Annotated in this window: 14 protein-coding genes; 4 read left to right on the forward strand and 10 right to left on the reverse strand. The window is 61.8% G+C overall.

Translation table 11 applies throughout. The annotated features are described in order from the left end of the window. Nucleotides 1-11: 11 nt before the first annotated feature. Nucleotides 12-1361 (reverse strand): MFS transporter, encoded by a 1350-nt coding sequence (locus tag PQR67_RS37020; RefSeq protein ID WP_408467742.1) that lies wholly within the window; start codon nt 1359-1361, stop codon nt 12-14. A 174-nt stretch (nt 1362-1535) separates the two neighbouring features. On the opposite strand from PQR67_RS37020, the gene gcvA reads away from it, so the two are divergent. After that, a complete protein-coding gene (gene gcvA / locus PQR67_RS37025; protein ID WP_408467743.1) occupies nt 1536-2435 on the forward strand; it encodes a transcriptional regulator GcvA in 900 nt (299 codons plus the stop codon). A 16-nt stretch (nt 2436-2451) separates the two neighbouring features. Here the strand turns inward: gcvA and PQR67_RS37030 are convergent, their stop codons facing one another. The 6 genes from PQR67_RS37030 to PQR67_RS37055 form a co-directional block, all read right to left on the reverse strand. Then, nucleotides 2452-3369, reverse strand: coding sequence for an NAD(P)-dependent oxidoreductase (locus tag PQR67_RS37030; protein ID WP_408467744.1), 918 nt, complete (start codon nt 3367-3369; stop codon nt 2452-2454). Then, nucleotides 3366-4808 carry an aldehyde dehydrogenase gene (locus PQR67_RS37035; protein ID WP_408467745.1) on the reverse strand — a complete coding sequence of 481 codons (1443 nt, stop codon included), beginning with the start codon at nt 4806-4808 and terminating at the stop codon, nt 3366-3368. The genes PQR67_RS37030 and PQR67_RS37035 overlap by 4 nt, the downstream gene beginning before the upstream one ends. Before the next feature lie 199 nt (nt 4809-5007). After that, on the reverse strand, nt 5008-7239 hold the full coding sequence (locus PQR67_RS37040; protein ID WP_408467746.1) for a xanthine dehydrogenase family protein molybdopterin-binding subunit: 2232 nt from the start codon (nt 7237-7239) through the stop codon (nt 5008-5010). A gap of 31 nt (nt 7240-7270) precedes the next feature. Continuing rightward, nucleotides 7271-8254, reverse strand: a complete 984-nt coding sequence (locus PQR67_RS37045; protein WP_408467747.1) for an FAD binding domain-containing protein — start codon at nt 8252-8254, stop codon at nt 7271-7273. Next, nucleotides 8254-8877 carry a (2Fe-2S)-binding protein gene (locus PQR67_RS37050; RefSeq protein WP_408467748.1) on the reverse strand — a complete coding sequence of 208 codons (624 nt, stop codon included), beginning with the start codon at nt 8875-8877 and terminating at the stop codon, nt 8254-8256. Before PQR67_RS37050 ends, PQR67_RS37045 begins: the two co-directional genes overlap by 1 nt. Nucleotides 8878-9157: 280 nt before the next feature. Continuing rightward, nucleotides 9158-10597: an aldehyde dehydrogenase family protein gene (locus PQR67_RS37055; RefSeq protein WP_408467749.1), complete on the reverse strand. Its 1440-nt coding sequence runs from the start codon at nt 10595-10597 to the stop codon at nt 9158-9160. A gap of 207 nt (nt 10598-10804) precedes the next feature. On the opposite strand from PQR67_RS37055, the gene PQR67_RS37060 reads away from it, so the two are divergent. The 3 genes from PQR67_RS37060 (at nt 10805) to PQR67_RS37070 (ending at nt 13958) form a co-directional block, all read left to right on the forward strand. Beyond that, complete coding sequence (locus PQR67_RS37060; protein ID WP_408467750.1) at nt 10805-11743, forward strand: LysR family transcriptional regulator; 939 nt, start codon at nt 10805-10807, stop codon at nt 11741-11743. 143 nt (nt 11744-11886) lie between these two features. Beyond that, nucleotides 11887-12717, forward strand: coding sequence for an oxidoreductase (locus PQR67_RS37065; protein WP_408467751.1), 831 nt, complete (start codon nt 11887-11889; stop codon nt 12715-12717). Between the two features lie 23 nt (nt 12718-12740). Continuing rightward, nucleotides 12741-13958: an MFS transporter gene (locus PQR67_RS37070; RefSeq protein ID WP_408467752.1), complete on the forward strand. Its 1218-nt coding sequence runs from the start codon at nt 12741-12743 to the stop codon at nt 13956-13958. Between the two features lie 38 nt (nt 13959-13996). Here the strand turns inward: PQR67_RS37070 and PQR67_RS37075 are convergent. The 3 genes from PQR67_RS37075 to PQR67_RS37085 form a co-directional block, all read right to left on the reverse strand. Continuing rightward, nucleotides 13997-14814 (reverse strand): IS5 family transposase gene (locus PQR67_RS37075; RefSeq protein WP_408467753.1). Its coding sequence is split into 2 segments (ribosomal slippage): nt 13997-14466 and nt 14466-14814, totalling 819 coding nucleotides; the frame shifts between segments, so codons are not numbered across the junction. A 332-nt stretch (nt 14815-15146) separates the two neighbouring features. Then, nucleotides 15147-15272 carry a hypothetical protein gene (locus PQR67_RS37080; protein ID WP_408467754.1) on the reverse strand — a complete coding sequence of 42 codons (126 nt, stop codon included), beginning with the start codon at nt 15270-15272 and terminating at the stop codon, nt 15147-15149. Between the two features lie 850 nt (nt 15273-16122). Then, a protein-coding gene (locus PQR67_RS37085) for an IS5 family transposase (protein ID WP_408467755.1) occupies nt 16123-16931 on the reverse strand; the annotation gives its coding sequence in 2 pieces (ribosomal slippage) (nt 16123-16592 and nt 16592-16931; 810 coding nt in all). Between the last annotated feature and the right edge of the window lie 30 nt (nt 16932-16961).

Below are 16961 nucleotides of genomic sequence, written 5' to 3' on the forward strand. Positions count from 1 at the left end.
GCGAAGCCACGTCAGATTTCCGGCTTTGCACCTTCACCGAGCAAACGGCCCGGCACACAAAACAGCAGTGTTAGCGCGCCGAGAGCGACGATGCCTGCATAGATCTGGAAGCCGAGGCTGAAGCTGCCTGTCATCGTGCGGATCAGCCCGAGCAGTGAAGGCGCGATCGCGCCGCCGACTGAGCCGAGTGTCGTGATCGCGGCGATGCCGCCAGCCGCGCCGCCACCCGCCATGTAAGTGGACGGCAGCGAATAGATGGTCGGCAGCGACGAGTAATGACCTGTCGCCACCAGTGACAGCAGCACGATCGACAGCACCGGGTCATTGCGGAACACCGGCAGAAGGGCAAGGCCCGTCGCCGCGCACAGCATTGGCACAACGGTATGCCAGCGTCGCTCCATCCGACGATCGGAATGTCGGCCGACCAGCAGCATCGCGATGATGCCCATCAGCGGTGGGATGGCAGCCAGCACGCCGACATTCACCACATGTGTAATGCCCGAGTTGTGAATGATGGTCGGCGACCAGAACGTGAGCGTGTTGGCCACCATGAAGCTCGCGAACAGCACATAGCTGATGACCCACACTCGCGGGTCGCGCAGCACGCTGCCGAGCGATTCGTGACGGCGGTCGGCCTTCGCGCGATGCTCGGCCTCCAATGCGCCGATGACGATATCGCGCTCGCGCGCAGTCAGCCATTTCGCGCCTTGCGGCCGGTCAGTCAGCGCGAACCACGCGATCACGCCAAGCAGAACGGAAGGCAAACCTTCGAGAATGAAGAGCCACTGCCAGCCATGCAGACCCATCGCGCTGGAGAAGTTTTGCAGAATCCACCCGGACACCGGGCTGCCGAGAATGCCCGAGGTTGGAATCGCGACGAAGAATGCCGCCGTGATGCGCGCGCGCCGCTGCACGGGAAACCAGTAGCTCAGATACAGCACGATGCCCGGCAGGAACCCGGCCTCCGCACAGCCGAGCAGCACGCGGGCGATATAGAACTGCGCCGGCGTGCGGATCAGCGAGGTGACGCAAGTCACCAGCCCCCACCCAACCATGATGCGCAGCAGCGTTTTGCGCACGCCTGTACGGTCGAGCATCAGCGTGCTCGGAATCTCGAACAGGATGAAGCCGATGTAGAAGAGTCCTGCTCCCAGCCCATAGGCGGCATCACTGAAACCGAGATCGGTGCGCAGTTGCAGTTGTGCAATACCGATGTTGGTGCGATCCAGATAGTTGAAGAAGTAGCAGACGAAAAGAAATGGCAGCACATGCCACGCTACTTTCCGGTACGCCGCACGCGTTTCCTCGACAGATGCGGACACCGTCGCTGCGGGCGGTGCCAGCATGGATGTTGATGACATGGTTGTCTCCTGTGCCGGTACTGTCCGGCTGTTTTCGATTGAATGGCGGACCCGCGCTCGTCGGAACTCAATACACGTGTCGGCATCCATTGTTGGTTTCCAGCGCTCGTTGACGCAAATGAGTTCTAGTGGTACTTTGGCTAATAAAATGTTGGTCAAAGTACTGCTCCTGTCATGTCGCGACTCCTTCCCCCTCTCAACCCGCTCAAGGCATTCGAGGCAGCCGCACGCCACCTGAGCCTCACCCAGGCGGCCATCGAACTGCACGTCACGCAGGTAGCCGTCAGCCGTCAGGTGAAGCTGCTGGAAGACCACATTGGCACGCAGCTTTTCATACGCGGAACCCGGTCGATCACGCTGACGCCACAGGGCGAGCGCCTGCAGCGTCGGCTCGGGCCTGCATTCGACGAAATAGAAAGCGCGATCAAGTCGATCAATGGACGGGCGCGGCGCGACTTGCTTTCGATCCAGGCTTACACGACGTTCGCGCAGCGCTGGCTGATTCCGCTGATGTCGCGTTTTCACGAGGAACATCCGGAGATCGAGGTGCGCCTGTCCACGTCGACCGCACTCGTGGATTTCGAGCGGCAGAACGTGGACGCCGCGATCCGCTCGGGCAACGGCGACTGGCCGGGCCTCGCCGCCGATTACCTCGCACCGATCGAACTGATGCCCGTGATCGGGCGCAAGCTGCTTCGGCACGGCATGCTGCTCGCCGCGCCGGCCGACCTGCGGCGCCATACGCTGCTCCACTCGCTCGCACGGCCGGACGACTGGGCGTCGTGGTTAGCGAGCGTTGGTGAGAAAAAGATCGACGGTTACGACGGGTTGAAATTCGAAAGCTCGGCGCTTGCGTTCGAAGCGGCTGTGCAGGGCATGGGCGTGGCCATCGGCTCACGGGTACTCATCACCGAAGCACTCGCGGAAGGCACATTGATCGCGCCGTTCGCACTGACCTGTCGGCTCTCGTCGAACTACTATCTCGTGCGTCCCGCTGGCCGGACCGCTTCACGTGCGCTGCGCATCTTCCGGCAATATCTGCTCGACGAGCTGCAACGGCGCGGCGCGGTCTGAAACACGCCGCGCGGCGTCATTGCGCAATCGGATGCACCGCTTCGATGAGCTTGAGGATGACCGGGTAGTAGTCGGCGCCATGACCGGCGGCGATCGTCTCGTCGAACAGACCAGCCGTGGCTCGCGCGCAGCGCGCATCAACCCCTGTCTCCGCCGCCAGCGACAGCGCGAGGCCAATGTCCTTGCGCGCATACAGCGTGGGGAAGGTTCGCGGCGGGAAATCGCCGGGCAGCAGATGCCCTATCCCCTGGAAGCGCAGCGCCTTGCTGTCGGCCGAGCCCTTCGCGAGCGCGTCGAACAGAACGGCGCCGTCGACGTCCGCGGCTCGCGCGATAGCGAGCGCCTCGGCAAGCGAGTGAACCGCTTCGAAAAGTACCTTGTTGTTGAGAATCTTCACCACCTGGCCGCTACCGGTTGGCCCGCAACGCACCAGATCCGAGCCCATGCACCGCAACAGCGGCGCGAGCGACTCGAACACATCCGGCGCCGCGCCCACCATGATCGACAGCGTGCCGGCGCGCGCCGCCTCGCGCATCCGCGCGACCGGCGCGTCGATCCACGTTACGCCCTGCGCCGTGACTTGCGCGGCGCATTCGCGCGTGAGCGCCACTGACGTCGTGCTGCAGTCGACGATCACCTTCACCCGACTACCTTCGGCCAGCAACCCGTGCTCGCCAAAACAGACCTTCTGCAACTGTTCGCCATCAGCGACGCAGATGAACACGAGGTCCGCGCGCGCGCCGACTTCGGCGGCATTGCCAAGCGGCGTCATACCCAGTGCGGCCAGCGCGCGCAGCGGTTCATTTCGCGGGTCCGTACCGTACACGGTTAAGCCGGACTTCGTAACCAGATTTGCGCACATGGGTTCGCCCATTACGCCAAGCCCAACGAATCCGAGCGCGCCGACTGATTGACCGGCAACGACGACGCTCATTTCATGCCCCACAGGATGGTCTTCGGCTCCTGATAGACACGAATTCCGTAGTAGCCTTTTTCGCGACCGATTCCGCTGTCCTTGAAACCGCCAAATGGCACCGCCACCGTCAACTCCTTGTATGTGTTGACCCAGACCGTGCCGGCCTCGATCGCGCGCGCGACCCGCCAGGCCTTCTTGTACGATTCGGTCCAGATGCCACAACCGAGTCCAAAGCTCGTGCCGTTGGCCTGCTCGACGAGATCGGCTTCGCCGTCGAAGGGCAGCACGCACAGCACCGGACCGAAGATTTCCTCGCGGCACGCCTTCGCCTCGTTCGTGAGGCCGGTGATGATCGTCGGCTCGTAGAATGCTCCCGCCGGTAATGCCGCGTCATCGGGTCTTTTGCCCCCGGCCACGATCGTACCGCCCTCGTCCCGCGCAGACTGGACGTAAGCTTCGACACGGTCGCGGTGAACGAATGACGACAGCGGCGCCACTTGCGAACCGTCTGCATCGGGCGGCCCCACTTTCAGTGCTTTCGTACGCTCGACGACCCGCGCGAGAAAGTCGTCGTAAATGCTGCGCTCGATGAAAAGCCGCGAACCCGCAATGCACGATTGTCCCGACGACGTGAAAATCCCGGACACGACACCCTCGGCAGCCGCGTCGAGGTCCGCGTCGGCAAACACGATATGCGGCGATTTACCGCCGAGTTCCAGTGCAACCGGCACCAGCCGTTCCGCCGCAATACGGCCGATTGCGCGGCCAGTTGCGGTACCTCCGGTGAACGAAATCATCCGCACCTCCGGATGCTGGACCAGCGCGAGACCTGTCTCACCGCCTAGGCCGGTGACAACATTCAGGATGCCTGCGGGAACCCCCGCGTCGAGGAAGATCCGGCCCAGTTCGAGCGCCGGGCCCGGTGTGAATTCCGACGGCTTGAGCACGACCGCGTTACCCGCCGCCACCGCTGCCGCTACCTTCTGCGCCTCGAGCGTCAATGGAGAGTTCCACGGCGTGATGGCTGCCACGACACCGAACGGCTCATATACGACGTTCGCGACGTGCGGCCCGCGCGACGGCGCGATCTCGGACACCATGGTCTCGATGACGCCGGCGAAATAGCGGAAGGCGCCCGCCGCCGCACCCGCCTGCGCGAGGCACTCGCTGCGCAGCTTGCCGTTTTCGCGCATCTGGACCGAGGCGAGTTCGCTGCCGCGCTCCACGATAAGGTCGGCCACCCTGTTGAGCAGCCGCGCGCGTTCGTGCGGCAGCATGTTGCGCCAGCGCGGATCACACTGCGCGCGCTGTGCATTACGCACTGCGTGATCGACATCGGCGGCGCTCGCCCCGCCGATCCTCCCATTCAGTTCGCCATTGGCCGGATTGATGGAGTCGAATGGCGTACCGGTACCCTGCACCCATTCGCCACCGATCAGGAAAGGTTTGATGTTCATGGCAGATCCTTCAATGTCTCAATCGTTATGGTTATCAGACACGGCAACCGAAAGCCGCGGCCCGGTTGTCGCGATATGCCGTCATCCTAGCCAGTCGGCAAGTGAGCGCACAAATGACATATACGTCGTCATGCACAACTTTTTGTTAGTCGAAGCATGACGGCCCGCGTAGTGCTGAAACTGTCCACGTGTTTTCCCCTCAGCTTTGCAGCGGATGCGCATCGTCGATCAGCTTGTCGAGCGTGATCGGCAGGTCACGGATGCGCTTGCCGGTCGCGTGGCGCACCGCGTTGGCCACCGCGGCGGCCAACCCGGTAATGCCGATCTCGCCAATCCCGCGCGCGCCGAACTCGTTTAACGCGAGATCGGGATAGTCGAGCAGGATCACGTCGATATCGGGCTGGTCGGCGTGAACCGGCACCGGATATTCGGCGTAGTTGTTGTTGGCCGGCATTCCGGTACGCGGGTCGTATTCGGTTGCCTCGAACAGCGCCATGCCGATCCCCATCACGATTGCCCCTTCCACCTGATTGCGTGCGGTGAGCGGATTCACGACGCGGCCAACGTCGATCGCGCTGACCACCCGCGCGACACGCAAATGAGAAATACCCGGGTCCCAGCGCACTTCGACAAAATGCACGCCGAACGAGCGGAACGAGAACTGTCCCGTCGGCGCGCCGGGCGTATGCGCATAGCCTTCCGCGTTTGCAAGCCGCTGGCCCTTGAGCACCGCAGAGAAATCGACCGAGCGCTCCCCGCTGACCAGCCGGCCATTATCGAAACGGATATCTTCCGGTTTCGCGCCGGCGAAATACGCATTGCCCGACGTCGCGAACGTCTTCAGTTGCGCAATCGCGCTGCGGGTCGCCTCGGCGATCGCCGGCATCACGCTCGCGGTCGCCCACGATCCGCCCGACACCGGAGCGGCAGGGAACGACGAATCGCCGAGCTTCACTTCGATCCGCTCGACCGGCAGACCCGTGAGCTCCCCGACGACCTGCGCGGCAATCGTGTACGTGCCCGTGCCGATGTCCTGGACCGCGCAGGTCACCGACGCCGTGCCGTCGCTGCGCAACTGAACGCGGGCTTCGGCGGCCGTGCGATAGGCGTCCCAGTTGCATGCGGCCATGCCGTAGCCAATCACTTCGTGGCCGTCGCGCATCGCACCGACGCGCGGATTGCGCTGTGCCCAGCCGAAGCGTTTGCCGCCCTGCTCGATCGCCTCGTGCAGATGATTGCTCGACCACGGCAGGTTCGCCGCTTCATCGCGTGTCGACAGATTGAGCAAGCGGAACGCCAGCGGGTCCATGCCCACCTGCTCCGCGAGTTCGTCGATTGCCGACTCCAGCGCAAAGAGTCCCGGCGCCGCGCCCGGCGCGCGCATCGACGTCGATGAACCGCGATTGACCTGGGTAGTGCGATGACTCACCAGCACATTCGGACACGAGTAGAGGCTGCGCGAGACGCCGCCGCAGTTCTCCGTGAACTGGTCGGTAAATGACGTCGTGTTGATCGATTCATGCCGCAGCGAGGTCAGCCGGCCGGACGCGTCCGTCGAGAGCCGTAATCGCTGCCGGGTTTCCGGCCGGTGCCCGGTGGCGGTGAACATCTGCGCGCGCGGAACCACGAGCTTCACTGGCCGCCCGACTTCACGCGCAGCGGCGCTTGCCGCTACCGAATGCGGCCACATAAACAGCTTGCTGCCGAAACCCGAGCCGATGAACGGCGCCTTCACCGTGACGCGGTCCGGCGTCAATCCGAACACGCGGGCGAGCGTATTGCGATGCACGGTCACGCCCTGCGATGCCTCGTAGATATGCAGCTCGCCGCCGTCCCAACGCGCCACGGTCGCGTGCATTTCCATGGGATTGTGGGTTTCAACCGGTGTGCTGTAGAGCACATCGATCCGGTGCGGTGCGCTGTCGAACACGGGTTCGGGCTCACCGCGCGCGTGGCCGCGCCCGCCGTCGCGCGTGCCGCCCGCCGCCAGTCCCTGGTCGAGATTCGCGACCGCCCTGTTGGTCGCATACTGAACGTTGACGCGAAACGCCGCTTCGCGTGCATGCTCGAATGTGTCGGCTACCACGAGCGCCACGAATTGCCCCGCGTAGTTCACCATCGCGTCTTCAAATGGCAGACGGCTTTCGTCGGTAATCGACGACGTGAGGATGGTAGCGGCCGAAATCGGCGATTTCGGAGCGCGGTAAAGGCGCGGGAAATGCTCATGATGGAAGATATCGATGACGCCGGGCACCCGGCGAGCATCCACAGTGTCGATGCGCAAAACGCGGCCGCTCGCCACCGCGCTGAACACGCCGTAGGCGTACACCATGCCCGGCAGGTTCTGGTCCGCCGTGTAGCGGGCGCCGCCGGTCACTTTCAGGCGGCCGTCGACGCGCCGCAGCGCTTGCCCAATGATCGGTTCGCTCATACTGGTCCCTCCATTCGGGGATCGCGCCGCGTTATGCGACGAGCGAAGACAGGTTGCGCACGATCGCCTGCTGGCCGAGCGCGATCTTGAAGCCGTTTTGCCCATACGAACGCGCGTCTTCGAACGCGATCGCCGCCGCGCGGCGGAACGTGTCGGCCGACGCGGATTGCCCCTTGAGCGCGGCCTCCGCATTCAGCGCACGCCACGGCTTCGTGGCGACGCCGCCAAGCGCGAGCCGTGCTTCACGGATCGTCCCACCGTCGAGCACGAGGATCGCCGCGCTCGACGCGAGCGCGAACTGGTAAGACGCGCGATCGCGCAACTTCAGATACGCGGAACGGCCGTGCGCAAGCGGCGCGTCGAGCGTTACGTGCGTGATCATTTCGCTGTCGTGCAGCGCGTGTTCCTTCCACGGCGTGTCGCCCGGCAACAGGTGGAGATCGAGAAAATCGATATCGCGCGCGCCGATCGGCCCCTGCGCGTGCACCGTCGCGCCAATTGCCGCCATCGCAACGCACATGTCCGACGGATGCGCGGCAATGCACTGGTCGCTGCCCCCGAGCACTGCGTGCGCATTCCGGTTCTGGCCGTTGGTCGCCGCGCAGCCCGAGCCAGGCTCACGCTTGTTGCATGCCGACACGCCATCACGGAAGTAGCCACAGCGCACGCGCTGCATGAGGTTGCCGGCGGTGGTCGCCTTGTTGCGCAATTGCATGCTGGCGCCCGACAGCAGCGCCTGCGACAACACCGGATACGCGCGCCGAATATGCTCGTGCCGAGCCAGCTCGGTGTTCGTGACCTTCGCTCCGACGCGCACACGCCCGTCGTCGAGCACATCGATCCGGTCAAGACCGAGCTTGTGAATGTCGACCAGCCGGGCCGGGCGCATCACGTCGAGCTTCATCAAGTCGAGCAGCGTCGTGCCGCCCGCCAGAAACACCGTGCCGGTGCCTTGCGAGTGGGCTGTGACCGCGTCGCGGACACTGTTTGCGCGAATGAATTCGAACCTGCGCATCAGCCGGCCCTCCCCATCTTGCCGCGCGCCGACTGGATCGCCGCCACAATATTCCGGTACGCGCCGCAGCGGCAGATGTTGCCGCTCATCGCCTCGCGCAGCGAATGGTCATCGGCTGGAACGCGCGCGTCTTTCAGCACCGCTACCGCGCTCATCATCTGGCCGGACGTACAGTAGCCGCACTGATACGCGTCGTGCTCCCAGAACGCTTGCTGAATCGGGTGCAGACAGCCGTTTCGCTCCAATCCTTCAATCGTCGTCACTTCGTCGCCGTCATGCATCACCGCCAGCGACAGGCACGAATTTACCGAAACGCCGTTCACATGAACCGTGCACGCGCCGCACTGGCCGTGGTCACAGCCCTTCGTCGTGCCGGTGAGTTGCAGCGCGTCGCGCAGCACGTCGAGCAGCACCGCATTGGGCGCGACCGCGAGCTGTCTCTCGACACCGTTGACCACGAGCCGTACGGGATAGACGTCGCCCGCCACGGCCGCGTCGGACCGGCTCGCAGGAACAGGCGACCCCGTCTGCGCGGGCACGGCGGCAGGCCAGCTACCGCCGGCGGCAGCCAGGCCGGATGCGCCGACCGATTGCAGAAAGCGGCGTCGCGAGACCCCCTCCAAGGCCGCCGACTCCGGATGCTGTGTATCGTCGCCCTCACCCTGCTGCTGCCCGGACGGTTTTTCCTGATCTGTCGTGCGCGTAGCTTCCTATAGATCTGATCGCCCGCATTTACGCGTATGCAATGGAGCGGGTCAGTGTGGGCGTTAAACGAAGCGTGGCTATTACGCCTACGTGCATTTGCTTCAAACACTTTGAAGCAAATCTGAGCCAACTTGCGCTCGAACAAACGCAGTCGGCACCTCCCGGCCTCACTGCAACGATGTCAGGGTTGTGCCCGTCTCAGAACGGATAGGCACGCGGCGCATGCTGCACCGACACCCAATGGGTGCGCGTCATTTCGTCGACCACCCACTGTCCGCCAAAGCGCCCGCGGCCCGAGTTCTTCTCACCGCCGAACGGTGTATTCGGGTAATCGTTGGTGCTCATGTCGTTCACATGCGTCATCCCGGCATCGATGCGGTGAGCGAGGCGCACGCCGCGCTCCACATCGCGCGTGAAGATCGCACTGGACAAGCCAAACTCCGTGGCGTTTGCCGCCCGGATCGCCGCCTCATCGTCTTCGACACGCACGATCGGAGCGATCGGACCGAAGATTTCCTCCCGCGCCAGCGGCGACTCCACCTGCACCTTCGTGAAAACATGAGGCGGCAGCACAAGCCCCGACGCCTGGCCACCCAGCGCACGATGCGCCCCTCCGTCAAGAGCCGTGTCTATCATGCGCGTCAGCGCGTCGAGCCGCTTACGGCTGATAACCGGACCGATCACCGTATCGGCGTCGGCCGGATTGCCGACCTTGAGCGCCTTGACCCGCTCGATATATCCCGCGACGAAGTCGTCGTGTACCGCGGCGTGAACGAGGATCCGATTCGTGCTGACGCAGACCTGGCCCTGATGAAGAAACTTCCTGACCACAGCAGCGCTGATGGCCTGTTCGAGATCGGCATCGCTCAACACGATCAGCGGTGCATTGCCGCCCAGCTCCAGTGCGGCGCGCTTGAGTGTCGGACCGGTCATGGCCAGAGAGCCGACGCGACGACCGACGGGCGTCGAACCCGTGAAGGAAATAAACGGGGAAAGCGGATGCGTAACAAACGCATCGCCAATCTCGCTCGCATCGCCCACCACCACGTTAAGCACGCCTCGCGGCAAGCCCGCTTCCTCGAAAACCCGCGCAAGCAGCAAACCACCGGTCACGGGCGTCTCAGCCGCGGGTTTCACGACCACCGCGTTACCGAGCACCAAAGCAGGCGCAATCGAGCGGTTAGTCAGATGCAGCGGCCAATTCCACGGACTAATGACGCTTACCACCCCGAGCGGACGACGATAGACACGATGTTCCTTATCCGGAACATCCGAGGGAAGAATTTCGCCCTTTGCCTGATACGGGAACGCGGAGAAATGGATCATCATCGAATGGACCGCTTGCCATTCGAGCGTCGCCTTGATCCGGGTGCTCCCGGACTCGCGGATAAGCCAGCCGACTATTTCTTCCTTGCGCGCCTCGAGGATAGTCGCGGCCCGAAGCAGCAAACCAGCGCGCTCACCAGGGGAGCGCGTCCCCCACTCCGCCTGCGCGGCATGCGCGGCCTTGAATGCCGCATCGACATCCTCCACGCTGGCATTCTGAATTTCGTTCAGCAATCCGCCCGTGTAGGGATCGGTCACACGCGTGAACCCTGCCCCACGCCCGGCTCGCCGGCTGCCTCCAATAACTTGCATATCAAGGCCGTCATAAGGAAGGGGGGATGCCGCTGAGGTTGAAGCGTTGGATATCACGATCGATTAGCTCCCTGCATAATGTGATCGATGGAAACGGATACTGCACCGGATGCCGGGCTGCATGAGGCGCTTCCCTGTTGCTCAGTATCGGCGCGCCTGCTGGTGTGAGCCAATTAGTTCGCGTTGAACCTTCGATAAGAGTCCCTTATGAGAGCAATTGAACTGCGCCAGCTACGCTACTTCGCAATTCTGGCTGAAGAGCTACACTTTGGCCGGGCTGCGGAGCTCGCCTTTGTCACGCAGCCTGCACTCAGCCAGCAGGTCGCAAAGCTCGAAGAACTCGTGGGCGTGCAATTGTTCGACCGGGACCGGCGCAGAGTCGCTTTGACACCTTCGGGCGAAGCTTTGCGCGACGGTATCGAAAAGGTTTTCGAGCAAATCGAGAGGGCTTTGAAAGCCGCGAGGAAAGCTGGCGGACACGGCGAATTCAAGCTGTCTGTCGGACTGGTCGAATACACCAACCTGCCCTTCGTTCCCCCCGCACTGATCCGGCTGCAGGCGCTGTATCCCGATGTGACGATCGCCAGACACGAGATGAATGCAGCGCAACAGGTCGCGGCACTGGCACTCAACCAGATCGATGTCGGCTTCGGCGTGCCGATCGCGCCGATGCCCAGCAATGCATCGGTACGCGGGAAACCCTTGCTCGAATCCGGCTGGGCGTTATTGATGCGTCGCGAGCATCGGCTCGCCGGCCTCGCCCGTCTGCAACTGGACGATCTCGCCGCCGAGCGCTTGATCGTCCCCGCACGGGCCGTGAACGGTCCACTCTACGACTCGGTTGTTGCTCATTGCCATCGTGCGGGATTCAGGCCGAACTTCGTCTACGAAACCATGCAGTCGCAAGTGGGCATGACCCTTGTCGAACAAGGTCTCGGCGTCATGCTCGGCGCTACGTATGTGTTCGCTTCGATTCCGGAGTCACTAACCTGGCGCCCGATAGAAGGTTTCGATGAGTTGACGGTTCACATGTTTACCCGCTCGGATGAGCGCAACACGCTGATTCTGGACTTCATTGAACTGGCGCTCGAGGAAGCACGTCGCGTACAAGCCCATAACGCCCAGCACGTATCCGGAAAGAAATGACCAGAGAGTTAAAAGTGGTTAGATTAGCGGCAGTTATCGGAACCCCGAGTATTTCGAATTAGCCGGAACATCATCCGTTCGCCAGAATTCTCCTCATGGCGCGAACACTACCGTTCGCACCGGTTCGGTCGAGGAGCATTGTCATGCGTACCTGGTTGATTAGTGGAGTAAGCAGCGGTTTCGGCCGCGCCCTGGCAGAAAAAGTCGTGTCGAACGGCGATCGCGTCGTCGGCACCGTGCGAACGAGCGCGGCCTCTGCTGAGTTCGAAAAGCTCGATCCCAGGCGTGCCGTTGGTGTCCTGCTCGATGTGACTCGCGATGCCGACGTCACGCGGGTTGTATCCGCGATTGAGCAGGACGTCGGCGCCATTGATGTCCTCGTCAACAACGCAGGCTACGGGCACGAAGGAGTCATCGAAGAAACCTCCATGGACGACTTTCGTGCGCAGTTCGCCGTCAACGTGTTCGGCGCGGTTGCCATGACGAAAGCAGTGCTGCCCTTCATGCGTGGGCGCCGTCACGGCCACATCATCAATATCACGTCGATGGGCGGCATTGTTACGTTCCCAGGGCTCGGAGCCTATCACGGCAGCAAGTTCGCGCTCGAAGGAATTAGCGAGACCCTTGCGAAGGAAGTGGCCGCGTTCGGCATCAAGGTCACAGCCGTCGAGCCTGGTGCGTTTCGCACCGAATGGGCAGGACAGTCAATGAAACGCAGCGACGCCGCGATCGCGGATTATGAGCCGCTGTTCGGACCATTGCGCAAAGCGCGGATCGAGCGTAGCGGAAAGCAGGCGGGCGACCCCAGAAAAGCCGCGGACGCCATCGTCAAGATCGTTGATGCTGAAACGCCGCCGGTTCATCTTCTGCTTGGGACAGATGCATTGAGCTTCGTGCGCCACAAAATCGAAAGCCTGAGCGAAGAAATTGATCGCTGGGAAGCACTGACCATCGGCACCAATTTCGCCGACTAATCCGGCCCTCCTGGCAGACCCCGATGACTCGCTCCCATGTTTCAACGCGCCCCCTCACGCGCGCGACGCTCATCCTGCTCGCGCTCATGTGCGGCATCTCAATAGGCAGCGCCTACTACGCGCAGCCTTTACTGCCCGCCATCGGGCGAGCGCTCCATGTTTCCGACACTGCGATGGGACTCGTACCGATGCTAACCCAGATCGGCATTGGTGCGGGCGTCCTGATCTTCATGCCGCTTGGCGATATCGTCGACAACCGCAAGCTCATTCTCCTGCTGGTCGGCGCGCATGTTGTGACGCTCGCACTGGTGGCAAGTTCAAGCACCGCCGGCATGCTCTATTGGTCTAGTGCCCTGATGGGACTGACTACCGTCGCGCCATACCTGTTACCGCCATTCGCCGCGAAGTTGTCGCCGCCAGAGAGCCGGGGGCATGTCACCGGTTTCCTCGCTCGCGGCTTCTTCGCGGGCATTCTGCTGGCGCGAACGGTCAGCGGCTATGTCGGCTACTACCTCGCGTGGCACGCGGTCTACTGGATCGCAGTCGCAACCATGCTGGTCATCGCCGTCCTGTTCGCCCGTCACGCCCCAACCAGCAAGCCAACACTTCGGCTCGGCTATGGCCAGTTGCTCCGCTCGCTCGCGACTGTCTTCCTGCAAGAACCCCAGCTTCGCCTTGCAGCGTTGACGCAAGGACTGTTGTTCGGCGCGTTCAACGCATTCTGGACAAGTCTCGCCTTCTATCTGGAGACGCCGCAGTTTCATCTACCCAGTTACGTGGCGGGTCTATTCAGTGTAATCGGGCTAGCCGGCGCGCTCGGTGCTCCGCTGTTCGGCAAGCTCGCAGATCGACGCGGGCCGGAGTTCGCGGTCAAGCTCGGAACGAGTATCGCCTTGCTGTCCTGGGTTGTGTTCATGTTTCTGGGCGGTCGTCTCGCCGGACTCATGGTCGGCGTCCTCTTATTGGACCTGGGAATCACGGCGTCACACATATCGAATCAAGCCATCATCTATCGCCTCGCGCCGGAGATTCGCAGCCGCGTCACAACGCTCTATATTCTCGGACTCTTTACGGGTGGCGCGTCGCTCTCCCGGCTAGCAACGCTCGCATGGTCAGCGTGCGGATGGTACGGGGTGTGTACGCTCGGATTCGTCGCCACTGCGATCGCAGCAGTAGTGAATTTCGTACCGGGCAAGCGTCGTGTCCCGGACGTAGCTGGCAAGCAGTTTCTGGCGGAGTAAAGGAATGTTGAGCTACGGCGCGCGCGTAAGAGACGGATTCAAAAAGGCTGCACCGTCCGTCTGAAGATCTTCCAGCAGACGAGAGAGCAACCAAGTTTGAGAAACGCTTCATGAATGTCGGCCCGACGTTCGAAGCGAATGCGAAGACGACGGAAGTTGTGAAGCCACGCATGTGTACGTTCCACAACCCAGCGGAATTTGCCCAGACCACTGCCGTGCTCTGTCCGGCGCTTGGCAATCACTGGCTTGATGTCGCGCTCGCGAAGTTTCTGGCGATGCGCCTCGGAGTCGTAGCCACGGTCTGCGTAGATGACCTTGGGTTTGTGAAGCAGCCGGCCATGTACGCCGCGAATCGGTGGAATGGCGTCAACCAGCGGCAGCAGTTGAGTGATGTCGTTGCGATTCGCGCCTGCCAGGATCGCGTTGACAGGAACGCCATTGGCGTCTACGAGGATGTGGTGCTTGGAACCCGGTCGCGCGCGATCCGTGGGGTTCGGACCAGTTTTTCGCCCGCCCCAACGGCTCGCACAGATGAAGAGTCGACGGCTGCTCGTGAGAAATCCAGTTCGCCGACCTCGCGTAACTTCGCCACCAGTAGCTCGTGCAATCGCTTCCACACGCCGGCCTTGTGCCAGTCGCGCAACCGTCTCCAGCAGGTTGAACCCGAGCCGAATCCCAATTTTGTCGGCAGGTCGCGCCAGCGGATACCGGTCTTGAGTACGAACAGGATGCCGTTCAGTGCGAATCGGTTCGCAACCGGCAACCGGCCTGGATACTTCTTGCCCCGTGGTTTTGGCGTCGGCAGCAATGGTTCGATCAGTGTCCACAGTTCGTCATCAACAATCGGCGCGCCCATCGATGTCGTCAGGAAGCGGTGTCGTATCAGACATGCGCGGGAGTTTACGCACCTCCCACGCGGTTTACAACATCGACAGTGGCGTGCGCGTTCGGGAAGGTTGCTTCCAGTTGATGTCTTCGAGAAGCATCGACAGTTGGGCCTGCGTCAGATGGGGACCGACTGAACCTTTGCGGCTAGCCCCTGGAAGCTGCATCGCTTATGTGGTGCACCACATAAGCGATGTTATTAATAGTAGATTCACCAGCAGCATGGCTGACAGGTCAGTGGCCAAAAAATCACCGACCCGTCACGAACTGCGGGGTGACGGAGAGAACTATCGGGATTGGCGCTTAGTGAACGAGGTGTTGGACCTGAGTCACCACAATCACCGCGTACGCATGGATCAAGGCAACTGCAATAGCCTTGACCACGTTGATGGCGGCGACGATGACCTTGGTTCGATCAACCTTTTTCATTTGCTTGTGCCAATAAAAAACCCGCCTCGATGGCGGGTCAGAAATGCAAAAGGCCGCACGATTTGAACTGCACCCCGGCCCGTTGTAACTCTTGACGCCAACCGCGACGGTCAACCGTGGGGCCAAGAACAGTCATTCGAAGCGACAGCGTCGACCGTCGCTTCCTGGCTGGCCCCTGCCTGTCGGCGATACGTGGCACTCGACCCACAAGGGTCATTTTCAGCGATGTAGCATCACGCCTGACGTCCCGAAGACAGTTCAGTCGCCGTGAAGGTGAGTTTATTCAGGATGGTGAGGACTTCCAGGAGCCGAAGCAAGGTCAATATTTCCAGTAGGAGCGTGCTGGCACGGACCGTATTCTGTTACCGACGTGGATGGTGTACCGACGAAATGAGCGCGCGGAAGTTGAATAATGAGTGGAACCTCAAAAAAACGGTGAAATCACTTATCAAGGTGAGCTTATCCAGGATGGTGAGGACTTCCAGGAGGTGACATGGAGACGACGCAGGTTTGCAAGTGTCGATTTGCGACCCACGCCCCTACTGGCGTCGATGACTCGCGGGCACGCCTAGCGAAAAAACAGGCCAATCTATCTTAAGGTGAGGCTTTTCAGGATGGTGAGGAGTTCCATGATTGGGACCAAAAAATGAATATCCAGTCGTAGCATGTTGGTGCGGATAGCGTTCTCTCGCCGAAGTCAGCAGCGCATAAAAAACCGAGTGGACGAAACGCTGAATGTCCACGATACGATCGGTCGGCGACATTCCATGCTGTCTAACGGCACGATCGGTCCGAGCCTGCTTCTAACAATTGGCTACGCTGACACACGGAATAAGAAGCTGTTGCGAAATTAGTTAAACAGAGGCTTTGGGCGCGTCCAGCAAATTAAGGTGCAAGCCAAAGACAGGAATGCTTCGTGAACGTGAGCATAGCGTTCGTAGCGAATTTTGAGCCGTCGAAACGAGTGAAGCCACGCAATCGAACGCTCGACTGGCCACGTTTTGCCGAGGCCACTGCCATGTGGCGAGCCGATTTTTGCGAGCACTGGCGTGATGCCTCGCTCGCGCAAGCGCTGCCGATGGGGTTCGGAATTGTAGTCCCGGTCGCCCTGAACGATTTGCGGCTTGTGCAGGGGACGGCCCCGCTTGCCCCGGATGTGTGGAATGACATCGACGAGCGCATCAAGCTGGGTAATGTCGTGCCGGTTCGCCGCGCTCAGGATGACCGCGAGCGGGATACCTTTCGCGTCGACGATGAGGTGGTGCTTGCTGCCAAGCTTGCGCCGGTCTGTGGGATTCGGGCCGGTTTTTTTCCCGCCAGCACGGCGCGAATCGATGAGCCGTCAACGAGCGCACGCGAGAAATCGATTTCGCCACGGCGGCGCAGTTCGGCGAGCAACGTTTCGTGGATGTGTTGCCAGACACCTGCCTCTTGCCACGCAACGAGCCGTCGCCAGCAAGCTGTGCCTGAACCACATGCCATTTCTTGCGGCAGAAGGTTCCACGCAATGCTTGAGCGCAACACGAACACGATGCCGGTCAGCACCGCTCGGTCGGGTATCGGTTTGCGGCCCGCAAACTGGCGATTGCGTGGTGCTCGCGCAGGTAGCAGCGGTTCGATGAGTGACCACAATTCGTCGTCTATCAGTTCTTTAGGCATCGCTTCCTGTCAGGCAAAACAAGACAGAAA

The sequence above is a fragment of the Paraburkholderia fungorum genome, from assembly GCF_046026025.1.
GTDB lineage: Bacteria > Pseudomonadota > Gammaproteobacteria > Burkholderiales > Burkholderiaceae > Paraburkholderia > Paraburkholderia fungorum_E.

What these genes read in the sequence shown, in the direction of transcription:
- PQR67_RS37020 (WP_408467742.1), bottom strand. Translation starts at nt 1,361, where the DNA reads ATGTCATCAACATCCATGCTGGCACCGCCCGCAGCGACGGTGTCCGCA.
- gcvA (WP_408467743.1), top strand. Translation starts at nt 1,536, where the DNA reads ATGTCGCGACTCCTTCCCCCTCTCAACCCGCTCAAGGCATTCGAGGCA.
- PQR67_RS37030 (WP_408467744.1), bottom strand. Translation starts at nt 3,369, where the DNA reads ATGAGCGTCGTCGTTGCCGGTCAATCAGTCGGCGCGCTCGGATTCGTT.
- PQR67_RS37035 (WP_408467745.1), bottom strand. Translation starts at nt 4,808, where the DNA reads ATGAACATCAAACCTTTCCTGATCGGTGGCGAATGGGTGCAGGGTACC.
- PQR67_RS37040 (WP_408467746.1), bottom strand. Translation starts at nt 7,239, where the DNA reads ATGAGCGAACCGATCATTGGGCAAGCGCTGCGGCGCGTCGACGGCCGC.
- PQR67_RS37045 (WP_408467747.1), bottom strand. Translation starts at nt 8,254, where the DNA reads ATGCGCAGGTTCGAATTCATTCGCGCAAACAGTGTCCGCGACGCGGTC.
- PQR67_RS37055 (WP_408467749.1), bottom strand. Translation starts at nt 10,597, where the DNA reads ATGCAAGTTATTGGAGGCAGCCGGCGAGCCGGGCGTGGGGCAGGGTTC.
- PQR67_RS37060 (WP_408467750.1), top strand. Translation starts at nt 10,805, where the DNA reads ATGAGAGCAATTGAACTGCGCCAGCTACGCTACTTCGCAATTCTGGCT.
- PQR67_RS37065 (WP_408467751.1), top strand. Translation starts at nt 11,887, where the DNA reads ATGCGTACCTGGTTGATTAGTGGAGTAAGCAGCGGTTTCGGCCGCGCC.
- PQR67_RS37070 (WP_408467752.1), top strand. Translation starts at nt 12,741, where the DNA reads ATGACTCGCTCCCATGTTTCAACGCGCCCCCTCACGCGCGCGACGCTC.
- PQR67_RS37080 (WP_408467754.1), bottom strand. Translation starts at nt 15,272, where the DNA reads ATGAAAAAGGTTGATCGAACCAAGGTCATCGTCGCCGCCATCAACGTG.